This is a genomic window from bacterium (genome assembly GCA_016702305.1).
Lineage (GTDB): Bacteria > Electryoneota > RPQS01 > RPQS01 > RPQS01 > JABWCQ01.
In genome coordinates, this window is record JADJEH010000001.1 from 1,027,461 (window position 1) to 1,041,263 (window position 13,803).

General features: G+C 58.1%; 12 protein-coding genes and 1 tRNA gene. 2 read left to right on the top strand and 11 right to left on the bottom strand.

The genetic code is table 11. From position 1 onward, the window contains the following. Nucleotides 1-3: 3 nt before the first annotated feature. The 9 genes from IPH10_04465 to IPH10_04505 all read right to left on the bottom strand — a co-directional run bounded on the left by IPH10_04465 (nt 4) and on the right by IPH10_04505 (nt 10,957). A complete protein-coding gene (locus IPH10_04465) occupies nt 4-471 on the bottom strand; it encodes a hypothetical protein (protein ID MBK6910170.1) in 468 nt (155 codons plus the stop codon). Nucleotides 472-504: 33 nt separating this feature from the next. Next, a complete protein-coding gene (locus tag IPH10_04470; GenBank protein MBK6910171.1) occupies nt 505-1,068 on the bottom strand; it encodes an RNA polymerase sigma factor in 564 nt (187 codons plus the stop codon). Nucleotides 1,069-1,114: 46 nt separating this feature from the next. Further along, nucleotides 1,115-2,032: a PorV/PorQ family protein gene (locus IPH10_04475; GenBank protein MBK6910172.1), complete on the bottom strand. Its 918-nt coding sequence runs from the start codon at nt 2,030-2,032 to the stop codon at nt 1,115-1,117. A gap of 15 nt (nt 2,033-2,047) precedes the next feature. Beyond that, the gene (locus IPH10_04480) at nt 2,048-3,088 is read right to left on the bottom strand and encodes a hypothetical protein (GenBank protein ID MBK6910173.1); all 1,041 of its coding nucleotides are present in this window, start codon (nt 3,086-3,088) and stop codon (nt 2,048-2,050) included. Then, nucleotides 3,066-4,736, bottom strand: a complete 1,671-nt coding sequence (gene priA, locus IPH10_04485) for a primosomal protein N' (protein ID MBK6910174.1) — start codon at nt 4,734-4,736, stop codon at nt 3,066-3,068. The genes IPH10_04480 and priA overlap by 23 nt, the downstream gene beginning before the upstream one ends. A gap of 864 nt (nt 4,737-5,600) precedes the next feature. Next, complete coding sequence (der, locus tag IPH10_04490; GenBank protein ID MBK6910175.1) at nt 5,601-6,917, bottom strand: ribosome biogenesis GTPase Der; 1,317 nt, start codon at nt 6,915-6,917, stop codon at nt 5,601-5,603. A 2-nt stretch (nt 6,918-6,919) separates the two neighbouring features. Next, nucleotides 6,920-8,077, bottom strand: a complete 1,158-nt coding sequence (locus IPH10_04495) for a T9SS type A sorting domain-containing protein (protein ID MBK6910176.1) — start codon at nt 8,075-8,077, stop codon at nt 6,920-6,922. A 77-nt stretch (nt 8,078-8,154) separates the two neighbouring features. Next, a complete protein-coding gene (locus tag IPH10_04500) occupies nt 8,155-10,764 on the bottom strand; it encodes a T9SS type A sorting domain-containing protein (GenBank protein ID MBK6910177.1) in 2,610 nt (869 codons plus the stop codon). Next, complete coding sequence (locus IPH10_04505; protein MBK6910178.1) at nt 10,745-10,957, bottom strand: hypothetical protein; 213 nt, start codon at nt 10,955-10,957, stop codon at nt 10,745-10,747. The genes IPH10_04500 and IPH10_04505 overlap by 20 nt, the downstream gene beginning before the upstream one ends. Nucleotides 10,958-11,070: 113 nt before the next feature. Between IPH10_04505 and IPH10_04510 the strand changes: the two genes are divergently transcribed. After that, entirely contained in the window at nt 11,071-12,183 is a 1,113-nt protein-coding gene (locus tag IPH10_04510; protein MBK6910179.1) for an SPASM domain-containing protein, read from the top strand. Here IPH10_04510 and IPH10_04515 read toward each other — a convergent pair. Continuing rightward, a complete protein-coding gene (locus tag IPH10_04515) occupies nt 12,147-12,782 on the bottom strand; it encodes a DNA-3-methyladenine glycosylase (GenBank protein MBK6910180.1) in 636 nt (211 codons plus the stop codon). The genes IPH10_04510 and IPH10_04515 overlap by 37 nt on opposite strands. Nucleotides 12,783-12,808: 26 nt before the next feature. On the opposite strand from IPH10_04515, the gene IPH10_04520 reads away from it, so the two are divergent. After that, nucleotides 12,809-12,881 (top strand) — tRNA-Thr (locus IPH10_04520). Between the two features lie 602 nt (nt 12,882-13,483). Here IPH10_04520 and IPH10_04525 read toward each other — a convergent pair. Further along, on the bottom strand, nt 13,484-13,803 hold a 320-nt coding region (locus IPH10_04525; protein ID MBK6910181.1), incomplete at its 5' end, for a hypothetical protein.

Here is a 13,803-nt window from a genome sequence, read left to right on the forward strand (position 1 = left end):
TTCTTAGAAAAACTCCGTGTCCTCTAACTCAGCCAGAACCAAGTCAAACTCCTGCGCGTCAACCGTCAGAAGCTCCGCCGCGCTCGGATCGGATTCGACATATTTTTCACCCAACTCCACCGACTCTTCGGGGAATGTGGAATCAAGGTATACCTCCAAGTCTTCGATGGTTGTCTCGGTGTCTACAAACTCATCCACGACCACTTCGAGGTCTTCCTGTTCGGCCACGGCAAGCTGCGGAACAGCAGTGCCGACCGGCAGCCACAATCCAACGATCAACAGCAACGCTAACCCACATAACCCGGCAACCTGTCGAAACGGTAGCCAAAGTGCCGGTTGACGGCCGGATAAACGGCTTCGCAAAGCGACAAGAAAGGCCGCATCACTGCGCGCTGGAGTGCCCCAAAGCCGCTGTTCAGTCAGCAGCCCGGATGGCATTTCAGTCTGTAAACGGGCAGTGTCTTTCTTCATCGCTTTCTACTCAAAGCCCCGTATTGTGGGGCGTTACTCTTCTTCACCGCGAACATAGCCGCCGAGCTCTGCCTGGAGCTTCTTGATGGCCTGATGATAATTTGCCTTAATCGTGCCGACATCCCGATCCATGATCTCGGCAATCTCGGCGTGCGGCAACTCCCGGAAGTACCTGAGAATGAAAACCGCTCGCTGTTTCTCCGGGAGTTTGGCAATTGCCACCTGTGCCTTGGCCAAGAACTCCGCCTGCTCTACCGGCAAATCTGCCGTCTCGGTCGCCGGCAAAGACAACTCTTCATGGTCAATCCGTAGAAACGAACGAACTTTGCGAGATCGCAAACGGTTCAAGCAAAGATTGATACAAATCCTGTAAATCCAAGTATAAAAGGCCGACGTGGCACGAAAACCACCCAAACTCTCATAGGCCTTTACGAACACATCCTGGCAAATATCATCGGCTTCGTCCGGATTGCCGAGCAAGCCGACTGCCGTGTGGAACAACGCCTTCCGGTGTCGCAGAACAAGCTGATTAAACGCTTCATCCCGCCCGGCTTGCGCTGCCTCAACCAATTCATGGTCGTTCCGATCATCCGGCATGCGGTATTCTAAACGTTAGACACGGGAAGTAGGGGGAGGTTTAGTCCTACAGCGCAGTCGAAATTGTGAAACGATTCAGGAAGCCAATCTCGCCGTGGGAAGTCAGCGCATAGTCCACGGCCAATTGCTTTATTTTCAAGCCTAAACCACCTGAAAAACCAGCAAATGTGTCGGACGAAAGCCCCGTTCGCTGGTCAATCCCGATGGTAGAATAACCCAACCTACCGATGAATTGCGGTGCGAACGCGATCTCTAAACCACCCCGCCCTTCCGCACCTTCTTCTGTCACGTAAGCCCCCGCCAGATTGAATCTTACAGGTAAATGTTCGAGCGGAACAGAAAATCCCAACTCATAAGATGTCGGCAGGGGGTCCTTTTCGTCCAGAAATGCACTGGTCGCGACCCCAAAGGACTTGATCGCTGCGCCCACGGTCCAACCGTTGAACCCAGTCTCATATTGGATCCCCGCATCCACCGCGACCGCGCTGGCCGTCAACCCATCAATGCTCCGATGCTGGTACTTCAGCACTCCGCCCAACCGGACGTCAGGCCGTACGGACCGCGCCGCCGCCAAACGCAATTGCATGTCCGACGCTCCAAACTCACCGTTCTTGAAGCCATTCTCATCGGCTTTATCGAACGTCCCGTAGCTCAGATAATCGAGTGCCGCTGCCCACACGAACTTACCTTGATAGGGAGCTGCATAGGCCATGGTCCCCTGATTGATGTCGAGCACATGCTTCGTGAAGCTGGCCGTTGCCGTCCGCCGTTCCAAGGCTGCCAGTCCGGCCACATTGCTTTGCAGTGCGGACAGATCGCCCCACGTCGCGAGGCCGCTGCCTCCAAGGGCCGCCGTGCGAGCGAAACCGTCCGTGCGAAAGAGCTCATATCCAGTCGTCCCGGCTGCAGCCGACACGATCGAGGTGCTGACAAACATAAGCAAGGCGGCGGCAATTACGCGCACAATTCTCTCCAACGCTTAGTTTCCCGGCATGGGCCGGTCATGGCGAGCACCTTCATCGCTCGCGCCTGTCTCATCAGAAGACTCACCGGCCTCAGCCTGCTGCGACCGCACAAGAGTGTAGTTCACCGTGTATGGAACATCGCGAGGCAACGTCGGCTCAGGCGGTAGATACTCCGCACGCCATTTTGCCAGGGTTGTCCGCCGCTTCAAATAGGCGACCATACCCGCGGTGAGTACCAGAATAACAAAGAAAAGCGAGACCCACAACTCGCTGTCCGACCACCACGATCCGCCATAATGGTCCGCAAGCATCGCGCGATATTCGCGCTCAAACACGCCATATTGTGTTCCGAACACGCGCGGGAACGCGACATCTATCGGTTTCCCCTGCCGCAGCTCGTGCACTAGGTTCGCAAGACCCGAGTCGCCGTAACGGCGAAACAGGTCTTCTACTGCCGCCAGCGACTGGGCGTAGCCCTGTTTGGCATCCAGCGCGTTCATCCCCATCAGGCCTTCAATGTCCCAGAACGTCAGGAGCCTGCCCGACGCCGCGGCCCGAGACAGCACATGGACATCCATGTACTCCTGCTGTCCGGCAAGGAACTGCGCCAAGCCCTCGTCCAGCCAACGTGGTATGACGCTGGCCGGTGCACCCGCATCGAGCAGCAGGTGAACGGCCTCATGAATCGCAGTCTCAGCCAGCGGCCCACCGTTCGGATTGAACCGCGGCGATTTCAGAATCGCGACACCCCGAGACGGGTAGGCGACGCCGTTCGCCCACAGCGGACTTCCGGCCGTGACCCGGGCCCATTCGGCGGCACTCGGAGTTATGACGATGCGCGCCTCGTCCGGCAACCGCAACTGCAATCGCGCTGCCGCGACCGGAAGCCTGCGGCTGACCGACTCCATCAGCGGATCGCACAGCGCCGAATCTTCCGGACAGTACGTCACGGCAAACCGCCCGTAGTCCCGCGTCAGGTAGTCGGATTCGCGGGCAGCCCAAGTCGGCGACGCCAAGCCTACCCAGAGCAGGCTAAGCAGTAGCAGCCGGATCAACATCTATTTCCCATTGCACGCGCTTGAGCTCCTCAGAGTTTCGCTGATCAGCAAACAAGCGCTTGACCGCCCCCCGCAGGGTCACTCCTGTTGGATCGGTGGTACGCGCCGTTCGCGCCAGAAGCTGGTACCGAATCCGGTTCCGAATCTTGGCCACAGCGCAGGGAGATGGACCCAGCAGTTCAATCTGCGGCTGGGTAGCAAGCTGTTTCTTGCAGTAGAGCATGGCCCGCGCCAGCACACCTTCATCCGTCGCGATCCCGCGCACCAGCACAAGTCGGCTATAGGGCGGAAAACCGCCGGAGCGCCGGTGGACCATTTCGTCTGAGGCAAATCTCAACCAATCGCCGCGCACCGCGACGGTGAGCGCCGGGTGTTCCGCCGCACGCGTCTGCATAATCACGCGGCCGGTTGCGGATGCCCGGCCGGCCCGGCCGGAAATCTGCACAAGTAAACTGGCCCCGCGCTCACTAGCGCGAAAATCGGGGTAGAAGAGCTCCGTGTCCGCATCGGCAACCACAGCCAACTCGACGTTCGGAAAATCGAGGCCTTTGGCAATCATCTGCGTGCCAACCAGGATATCCAACTTTCTACTAGCAAACGAACTCATCAGCTCGCCATGAGCACCGGCGCGTGCCATCGCATCAGAGTCCATCCGCGCAATCCTCGCGTCCGGAAAGCGGTCGGCAAGCTCATCGGCGATACGTTGCGTGCCGCTGCCGCACAAATTGATGTCCGCCGAGCCGCATGATGGGCACAAGTCAGGCGCATCGTCCCGGTGGTGGCAGTAGTGACACCGCAAAATCCGGCCCGGACGATGGTAGGTCAAAGATACAGTACAATTTGGGCATTCAAACAGCTTACCGCAATGCCGACAGATCAAAAACGGAGCGAAGCCCCGGCGGTTTTGCAGAACCACGACCTGTTTCCCGCGCTCCAGCGTCTCCTCGATTGCCGAGTAGACTCGCTTGGACAGCGTGTGCAATTCGGCTGGCGCGACGGCTTCCGGCTTCGGCTGATCGTCCGCCTGAGGTTGACCGACCGAACCGGACTCAATCTCCTCCACGGGCTCATCCGGCGGCGTCAATTCAATTTGCGGCAATGTCGCGCCACTGACCCGTTCCGGTAACGTCAACAGGCCGAGCCGCTTGTTTTCAACGGCAAACAGACTTTCGAGCGATGGCGTGGCGCTGCCCAAGATTGCCACAGCGCCGGACTGTACCGCTCGATAGAGCGCGGCGTCCCGTGCCGAATAGCGCGGTACCCCCTCGGTCTGTTTGTAGCTCGCCTCATGCTCTTCGTCCACGACCACCAAACCCAGTTTCGGCAACGGCGCGAAGACCGCCGAGCGCGCTCCGATCACAATGCGATACTCACCTCGCGCGATGCCGCGCCACAGGTCGTAACGCACGGCCATCGGTTGCGCGCTGTGTTGAATCGCCACGAGATCACCGAACACCGCGCGGAAGCGGCCCCACAGGACGGGAGTCAAGGCAATTTCCGGAACGAGCACAAGCGCCGTCCGGCCATGATCCAGCGTCCGTTGAATCGCTTCGATATATACGCGCGTCTTGCCCGATCCCGTGACGCCGTGCAATAGGAAGCCCGTGTATTTTCCCTCGTCGAGCGCGGCGGCAATCGCCGCCAATGCCAGCGCTTGGGCGCCCGTCAGAGGGGCGTCCGGACTCGGCTGCCAATACGGGCAAACTGTCCGGCCGCCAGCGCGAGAGCACTTCTTTTCGTTCGCGGATGATGTCTTGGCCAAGCAAATCCTGCAACGCTTGCCGCCGCTGCTTGCTGGCGCCCCGCATCACGTGGCGGCGCGGCAATCCTTCCGGCGGAGCGTCCCTGAGTTCGCGCACCAACCGCTGCGCGCTGCGCGTCGTGACATGTGTGAACAGCGTCTCGTCCGAAAGGGCGCGGCGAGCCGTCTCCGTCAATTCGAGAATAATCTCGACCAATTCTCCCGTGCGCGGACCGCGCAGGAACGGAGTGTATTCGATCTGGCCGGTCTGTTTCAGCGCCTTAATCTCTGCTCCATCGGGGTCAATCCCGAAGCGCGACTGGACCTGCCGGGCCGTTAGTGGCGATTCTTCCAACGCATCGAGCAGTTGCGCGATCTCGACCGGATAGGCCTCGGATCCCAACGCAAGCTGGTCGTGATACTTGTCGGTCAAGCTGAAACGGAACTGATCTTCGGCGTCCAGCCCGGCGGGCAGCGCGGTCCGCAAAGCATCGCCCCAAGTGCACAAGTAGTAATCCGCGATCCAGCGCGTGAACTCGAGCATCTCACTCGAAAAGGCTGGCGAGTCATCCAGCAATCTCTCAATCGAGCGCGTAGCCTCAGCGGCAGGCCGTTCGTGCGCGGCAATCACAAAACCCGTTACCCGCCGCGAGCGAAACGGCACGAGCACACGGGCGCCGAGCTCAACAAGTCCCGACAATTCCCGCGGCACAAGATATGAGTACTCGCCCTCGACTCCGGGAATGACTACCTGCGCCGACGCCGGTCTCATGCACGCTTGCCGCGGAAGAACAGCCGAATGGGCACGCCTTTGAAACCGTATTGCTCGCGAATCCGACGCTCGAGAAAGAGCTGATAGTTGTCAGGAATCAGAGCAGCCCAACGCGCAAACAGAATGAACGTCGGCGGCTCGGACTCAGCTTGAGTCATGTAGGTCAGGCGTAAGTCGCGGCCCTTGATGGACGGTGGCGGCTGGCGCTCCATGACCGTCGCCAGAAAACGATTCAGCTCGCCCGTCGAAATACGTTTCTGCCGCTCTTCGTGCACGCGCAACGCGATTTCCAGCACGCGATGCACACGCTGGCCGTCCTTCGCCGAGATGAACAGTTTCTCTAAATAGCTCAAGTTCGACAAGCGCTCGTTTATCTCATCTTCGATCAGTCCGGCCGTGCGCTCGTCCTTGTCCATCAAATCCCATTTATTGAGACAGACGACAACGCCCTTGCCATAGGTGACGGCCTCCTGAATGATCTTCACATCCTGCGCCAGCAAACCTTCCTGCGCTTCGATCAGGATCACCGCGACATCGCAATCCTTGAGCGCTTTCTGAGTGCGCACCGTGGTATAAAATTCGAGCGCCTCTTTTACGCGCGTCTTGCGTCGGAGGCCCGCCGTGTCAATCAGCGTTAACGGCTGCTTGTAGTACCGCACAACGCTGTCAATCGAATCGCGTGTCGTGCCCGGAACGTCCGTCACGATATGGCGGTCTTCGCCCAGCAGCGCGTTCACCAGCGACGACTTGCCGGTATTCGGACGACCCAACACCGCAATGAGCGGCCGGGGGCGTTCAATCGTCTTGCTTCCCTTCTCGGGAAGCGCAGCTACGATGTGCTCCAACAGCTCGGCGAATCCATACCCCTGCACCGCGCTAATCGGATGCGGATCGCCCAGGCCAAGCCTGTAGAACTGCGGCACCTCAATCTCCATGTTCGCGTTGTCCGTTTTATTCACGGTGATCAGCACCGGACGGGTGGAACGATTGAGCATTTGCGCAATCTCGACGTCTATGTCCGTCGGACCCGTCTGCGCGTCGCCCACATAGAGCACGACATCGCACTCCTCAAGCGCAAATTCGACCTGCTCGCGTATTGCCGCGTCAAACAACTCTTCCGAGCGCGGCACCCAGCCGCCCGTGTCCATCACGAGAAATTCATGACCGACAAATTCGGCAATACCCACGTGACGGTCACGCGTCACTCCGGGTTCCGGGGCCGTGATCGCGCGATTGCTGCGCGTCATGCGATTAAAGATCGTGGACTTCCCGACGTTCGGGCGGCCGACGATGGCTACAACTGGATGGGACAATGTTATCTCTGCAAAATGACACGCAACGGCACGCTAAGGCCGTCACGCTGAAGAACGACATAATATGATCCGGATGCACGTCCGGCGAAATTCAAACTGAGGAGCTGCGCACCAACACTCGGCGCGACGGCGTGCGCTTGCACCTGTCGGCCCAATAGGTCATAAACATACACCTGACCGGCAAGCGGTGAACCCGTAATGTCGAGATTAATTTGACCGTTAAACGGATTCGGATAGGCGTGCATAACGTTCAGAGACGTTACCACCGGCGGCAACGGCGCTACCGGAGTTCCGCTGCCGCGGAGCACAACGTCCACAATCACGGGCAGATGATCCGCGCAGCCGTGCAGTGCGTCGGCGACGCTGTCCGGCACCGCTTGATTTGTACCGTCGTTCACGGCCTGATTGAAGTGCAACCCATCGTTGCCGTACGTATGATACGTGGCCGGAATCACGTAGGCACCGGCCGTATCCATCCACGCCGCGGAGGATAATATGAAATCAAAGCGATCATCCATGCCACCGGTTGCACCGCCGCCGAACGACGCCGTGCGCGGCGATTGCGTATGGATTTCGGCGAACGAGACGCCGTTGTTCCATTGGCCCGGACGGTTGATTGGATCCAACAGCCGACCGTTCGGATTGTCGCCGAGACTCAGCAGATGCTGATACGCCGGCTCAAATGAACTGTACAAATTGAAATCACCGCACATCATAAACAACGTGCCCGCCGGATGCTCGTTCAGCTCGCCCCGCAAAACCTGACATTCTTCAAGCCTCCGCTGCTCGTTGTCCGATCCGGTGCTTGCCTTCAGGTGCCCCGAGTACATGAAAAAATGCTCCGCCCCGAGAGCGGCCGAACTGAACTCGTACTCCGTGAAGTCGCGCAGCTGAGTCGCGATTTGCCGCTGCGCCACAAGCGTCAATCGCGATGAGAGATAGAAACAAGCGTTGTCCGTATCCGGCCCGTTGACAAATGAGGCCGCCTGCCAGTCCGGGTCCATCGGCTGCAATATCTGATTGAGAATGTTGTTCACCGCACCCTGGTCAATGACCTCCTGCATCACGACCAAATCAAGATCAGCTGTGCTTAACACGATCCTTAACTCGTCAATTCGATCCGTGCTCGAATTCGAGAAATTCAGAATGTTGTATGTCATGAAACGCAACGTGTCCTGAGCACGCGCACCCATCACACAAAACAGGATAACGAACGAACATCCAATGGCAAGTCTTGTCATTTTAGATAGAGGAGTTTCAGGTGTCGGGTCGTTGCCGCCGTCTGCATCCGGGCGATGTAAGTGCCCGATGCTAAGTTACTCGGCGACCAATTCAATGTGTGTGTTCCGGCGGACATGCGCCCGACGAGTACTTCCGCCGCCAGTCGGCCGTCCACGGAGAATACTTCGATCCTAAGGTCGCCCGGCGCAGGGAGTGCATATTCGAGCTGGACTTGGCTGTTAAACGGATTTGGGAAGGCCCGCAGCGTGAAGTCCTGCGGCAGCTCGGCGGATGATGCGGCCAGAGACGAATCTACGTGAACGATCATACTATCACGTACCGACAACAGACCGTCGCTGACTTCAATGCTCACTTGAAAGTCGCCGACCACGGCGAAATGATATGCGGCTTCAGTTGTCGTGGCGAATTGCTCGCCGTCCACGCTCCATGAGTAGCTAAGCGCATCTTCGTCGAGGTCGCTTGCGATGACCGCAAACTGCACCGTCGTGCCCTCCAAGGTCTGCACGGTGTCATTCGGCGCCGACGGCGTCACGCTTACGATTTGCGGACGATGATTGGCGTCCAGTGAATCCAGCGGCAGCGTTAGAAATGAACGGCCGTAAGTCGCCGCGATGAGTCGGTGCTGAACTGGATCGAGTACGATGTCAAGAGTCGGAACCGGCGGCAGTCCGCGGCCCAGCGCAGCCCACGTCGCCCCTGCGTCAGCGCTCCAAAACATGCCGAAATCCGAGGCAACATATATAATGTTGTCGGACCGCGAATCATATAGAACATCGTTCAACGGAACATCAGGCAATGTGCTGCCGACTTCAGACCAAGTGAGGCCACGGTCGGACGTGCGATAAAGATGGGCCTGTTGATCCAATTCGCGATAGCCGGACACGGTCACCAGCGCCTCGTTCACATTTGTCGGATGCGGCGTCACGCGGGTGATCCAACGCTGCGGCAGCCCCGCGTCGCGTCGCTGCCAGGTCGTTCCACCGTTGCTCGTGACCCACAGATTGGCGTCGTCCGTGCCGGCGTAAATCACTTGCGAATTTGCCGGCGACACAGCAATGGTTGTGATCGTGCCAAACACCAGATTGCCCGATCCTCCACCGTCTGTTAAGTCCGGCGAAATTGCCGTCCAGCCTACGGCGCGGTTCGTTGTGCGGTAGACGCGTTCGGCGCCATAGTACAAGGTCGTCGTGTTGTTGAGGTCAAAAACGACCGGCGTGGACCAATTGCGACGCTCTTCATCATCAATGCCATTCAAGGCCCATTGAAACTCGTCGCCGCCGTTCGTGCTGCGCCCCAGCCCACCATATTGATATTCGGCATAAACGTAACTATTGTTATTCGGATCAACGAGCGTGTAGAAGCCGTCGCCGCCGTAAATTCGGTCGAATTCGTGCGGGTCGCCCGTCAATGAGCGCAAGGTGCCGTTATCCTGCGTTCCTCCGTATAGTCGCTGCGGTTGCTGCGCGTCATAAGTTGCCGCGTAGAATTGGATCGCCGGGAAATTATTAAGATCTACAAAATCATTCCCGTTATCCAGCGTCCGGTACAAGCCGCCGTCATTTCCCAGCAGAAATCGGAACGGCTGCTGCGGATCGAACCAAAGCGCGTGATGATCAACATGGACGTTGCCCGCAATTTCCTCCCAACTTGCGCCGCCGTTTGTGGAGCGATGAGCTGTGACGCCCAGCACAAAAACCATGTCCTCGTCGTCGGGCCGTACGCGGATATTGCCAAAATACCAGCCAAAATTCGAATAGGCGTCCGTCAAACTCTCGTCGTTGGTCCGTACCCAGCTCTCACCGGCATCATCGGAACGGTAAACGCCAAGGAAGAAGCCCGGGTGATCGGCGTAGCAGGCATAGAGCACACTGGGATTAGAGGAACTGATCGCCAGCCCGATGCGCCCAACGTCATCGCCTACAGGCGGCAACCCTACCGATAGGCGCGTCCATGTTGCACCGCGATTTGTGGATTTATAAATGCCGCTGCCGCGCCCGCCAGCTCGCCGCTCCTCGGGTCCGCGCACGCGCTGCCACATCGCCGCGTAGACGATATCCGGGTTTTCCGGATGGACAACAACATCTGAGGCGCCCGTCGAATCGTTGACGGTAAGCACTTGCGACCATGTCGCGCCGGCGTCATCGCTGAAATAGATCCCGCGATCACCGCCCGGCGCAAAAAGCTCGCCCATGGCCGCGACCCAAACGTGCTGCGGATTCTCCGGATGCACTACGACACGCGCGATGTAGCGCGTATTCGCCAGGCCGCTTAATTGCCACGACGAACCCGCGTCCGCGGAGACGTAGAGCCCGGAGCCGGGATAGCTGTATCCGGCGGAATTTGCTTCACCCGAACCCAGGTAGATGCGATTCGGATTGCCGGGATCAATCGCCAAGGCACCGCACGACGGCGTCGGCAGCGCATCGCTGACAGAGACAAAGGTCTGCCCGGCGTCCGTTGTCTTGAAGACACCGCCGGATGCCGAAGCCACATAATAGATGTTGTCGTCCGTCGGATGGCCCACGATGTCCGTGATACGGCCGCCGATGTTCGTCGGACCGTGTTGCACCCAGAATGGATCTTCGTCAAGTGCGCGATTGCGCATGGCTGCGGCCGCGCGCGCCCGCCATAATGCGGTCATGATCGAGCGTCGCATGCGGCCACATACGCTGCTGCATGAACCACTCAGACGGAAACGGGCCCGGAGCACCCTTACGCGGGAAAGCAGACTCCTCAGGAGTCAATACGAACCATGCGGCGCCTGCGATGGCAAGCAGCAGTACAAGGCGGCGAATCATGGGCGGGTACCTGCTAAAAAAAGTCAATAACATCGAGACTTGGACGACACCGTTGCAAGTCTGCGGAAAAGCCGTTACATTGGCGAACGAAGATCACACAACCCCGAGGTCACGTGCTGCCGCGCGGATTATCTCTTAGTCCAACCTATCTTGCGAATCTTACGATACTGACGGCGGGCTATGCGCTGTCGCACGTCGTCAAGCGACCGCTGGTGTGGGGCTGGCCGATCAGTATCATGATTGAGCCGATCAGCCGCTGCAACTTGCAGTGTCCCCTCTGCCCTATCGGCGCGCGCGAATTGACACGTGACTTGGGGACGATGAGTTTAGAGAACTACCGCCGCATACTGAACAATGTCGGCCGGTATGTCAAAGTCATCGCGTTGTGGAATCAAGGCGAGCCGACCATCAATGATGATCTGCCGAACATGATCGGCATGGCCAGCGCGCGCGGGATTTTTTCGATGGTCTCGACGAATGGCAATCTGTTGCATCGGCGCGATCTGATTCCGCGCTTGCTTGATGCCGGACTCTCGGAATTGATTTTCTCGATAGACGGACTGACGCCGGACAGCTACAAGATCTACCGCATCGGCGGCAATCTTGAAGTGGTCATCGAGAATTTGAAGGCGACTCGGCGGTTGCGCGATGAGCGCGGTTTGAAATATCCGCGACTTGTGATGCAGTGGCTGCCGATGAAGCACAACCAGCACGAAATTCCCTATTTGCGCGCGAAAGCCAAAGAATGGGGCGCGGATTCGGTGGAAATCAAGACCACGCAGATTTACACCGATGAGCAGGCGGCAGATTACTTGCCGGATGCGGAAGAATTGCGACGCTACCAACGGGTCGGCGAAAAGTGGGACACCAAGCGGCGCTATCAATCGTGCAAGCGGCTGTGGTACTCGACGATGATTGATTGGAACGGTAATGTGGTACCGTGCTGTTTCGACAAGGACGAGCAGTTCCTGATGGGCAATGCGCTGACACAGGACTTTCGCGACATCTGGCACGGCGAAAAATACAACGCGTTTCGCACGCAGTTGATCAAATACGGCCGTGTTGAAGAAATGTGCCGCAACTGCACCGAAGGTCTAAAGAGCTACTACATTCCGCTGGATAAACTCGAGGCGCTTGCGCCTCCGGAGATTCCGCCGGTACCGCCGGAGAATATGCCCAGGAAGCCGGATTACTCGGATATTTTTGAGCTGCCGGTCAAAGAGTAAGGCTGCGCAGTCGCGTTTAGCGCTTTTGTGCCGCTGACGCTTCCGCTGTTCGGATCAAAGAAACGCCAAGGGTGGTCTTTGGCTTTGCTGATACCGATGCGGGTGGTGCAGACGATGGCGCAGGGTGCGTCGGCGATGACCTCAAGTTTGGCACCGATCATTTCTTCATTCAGTTCCAGCGTGAGGCCCAGTGCGCGCGTGAGGTTGCCGGGGCCGCTAAGGAGTTTGTGAGTCGCTACATCGCCGCGGCGTTTGCGCATGGGGCCGAGGCCTTCGAGGGGTTCGGCTGCGCGGATCAACACGGCACCACAACGTTTGCGGTCGGTCGTGAAATTGAGACAAACGTGCACGCCGTAGCTGCGGTAAACATAGACGTGGCCGAAGCTGTCGTGCATGATGGCCGAGCGGGCGGTGCGGCGGAAACCGTGGGAGGCTTCGTCGTCGGTGTAGGCCTCGACCTCGACGATGCGGACAAGGGCCGATCGGTAGCGCAGGAGGCAGCCGATCAGGGCCGGGGCGACGCGGAGGGTCGGTTGCCCGAAAAAGTCCGGGCCCAGAATCTGGCCGGGCCGCTTGACAAAAGCCTCTGAATTCTGTATAGTTGGGTTTCCCCCGAAGGTTGCAAGCCGCTGTAGCTCAGTTGGTAGAGCAGCTGATTCGTAATCAGCAGGTCAACGGTTCGAGTCCGTTCAGCGGCTCTTAAAAAACAGGCACTTAGTTGCCTGTTTTTTCGTTTTGGTCCTGACCCGGGTCAGGCCCCCATCTTGCCCGGTGCGGCCCGAGCAAGTTAATATAACCAAATTGGATAAGAGAGGAAAGCCACAAGCGTAGACGCTGGACCCGTTGCCGTTGGCGTGGACGCTGGACCCGTTGCCGCTGGCGCGTGGCGCTTCAGGTGTAGGGGCGGCAGGCGTGCCGCCCGTCTGCATTTCCCCAAGTCCGTCTGCGGATTTGGGGGACCAAGGGGGGCTTCTGCCGCCCACGTGATGAACAACACACAAGAAAAAGCCCCGGACCAAATTGATTCGGGGCTTTTCGCTCTTTGTGCGGTATCGGCGAACGGCGAAGCCGGGTTCAGATCAGTTTGTCTTGACGCCCGGAGTTAGGGGCACCCGCAGCGGGTGCCGCCATGGAATGCAGTGTGTTACTTGACGTACGTTTGCCATCTCTTCTCCTACTTAAGATAAGTGAGCGGAACAACACCTTTTTCGCGGCCATCAGAAAAAACAACGAAGTACTTTCCCGTCGCTATGCCCATTTCTGCAAGCCTTATTGTGCCACCTTGAAAATGGGTATTGCGTCATGATTCTTTCGCTGAAAACAACTTGACCAAGAAGAGTTGAACATGAAGTTCATTAGTTGGTCCCAGCAGCCCACTTACAGTGAATCGAACATCACTGTTGGCAGGGTTTGGGAAGATACTGGCAGACAGCTTGGAAGCCATTTCTCCGCCATTTCCGACACTCGTTCCATCGAATTCAAGAAATCCCATATCAGGTGCCAGTCCAAAATACTCCTGTCCAATATCAATACCGGCATCGACGCATGGTGATCCGGGTAATAAAACAAGTGATTCTTCACTTAGAAGCGGGTCTGTGACGAGGTCACCGTAAAGATCCG

Coding starts and splice junctions, on each gene's coding strand:
- IPH10_04465 (MBK6910170.1), bottom strand. CDS start 471: ATGAAGAAAGACACTGCCCGTTTACAGACTGAAATGCCATCCGGGCTG.
- IPH10_04470 (MBK6910171.1), bottom strand. CDS start 1,068: ATGCCGGATGATCGGAACGACCATGAATTGGTTGAGGCAGCGCAAGCC.
- IPH10_04495 (MBK6910176.1), bottom strand. CDS start 8,077: ATGACATACAACATTCTGAATTTCTCGAATTCGAGCACGGATCGAATT.
- IPH10_04500 (MBK6910177.1), bottom strand. CDS start 10,764: ATGCGCAATCGCGCACTTGACGAAGATCCATTCTGGGTGCAACACGGT.
- IPH10_04505 (MBK6910178.1), bottom strand. CDS start 10,957: ATGATTCGCCGCCTTGTACTGCTGCTTGCCATCGCAGGCGCCGCATGG.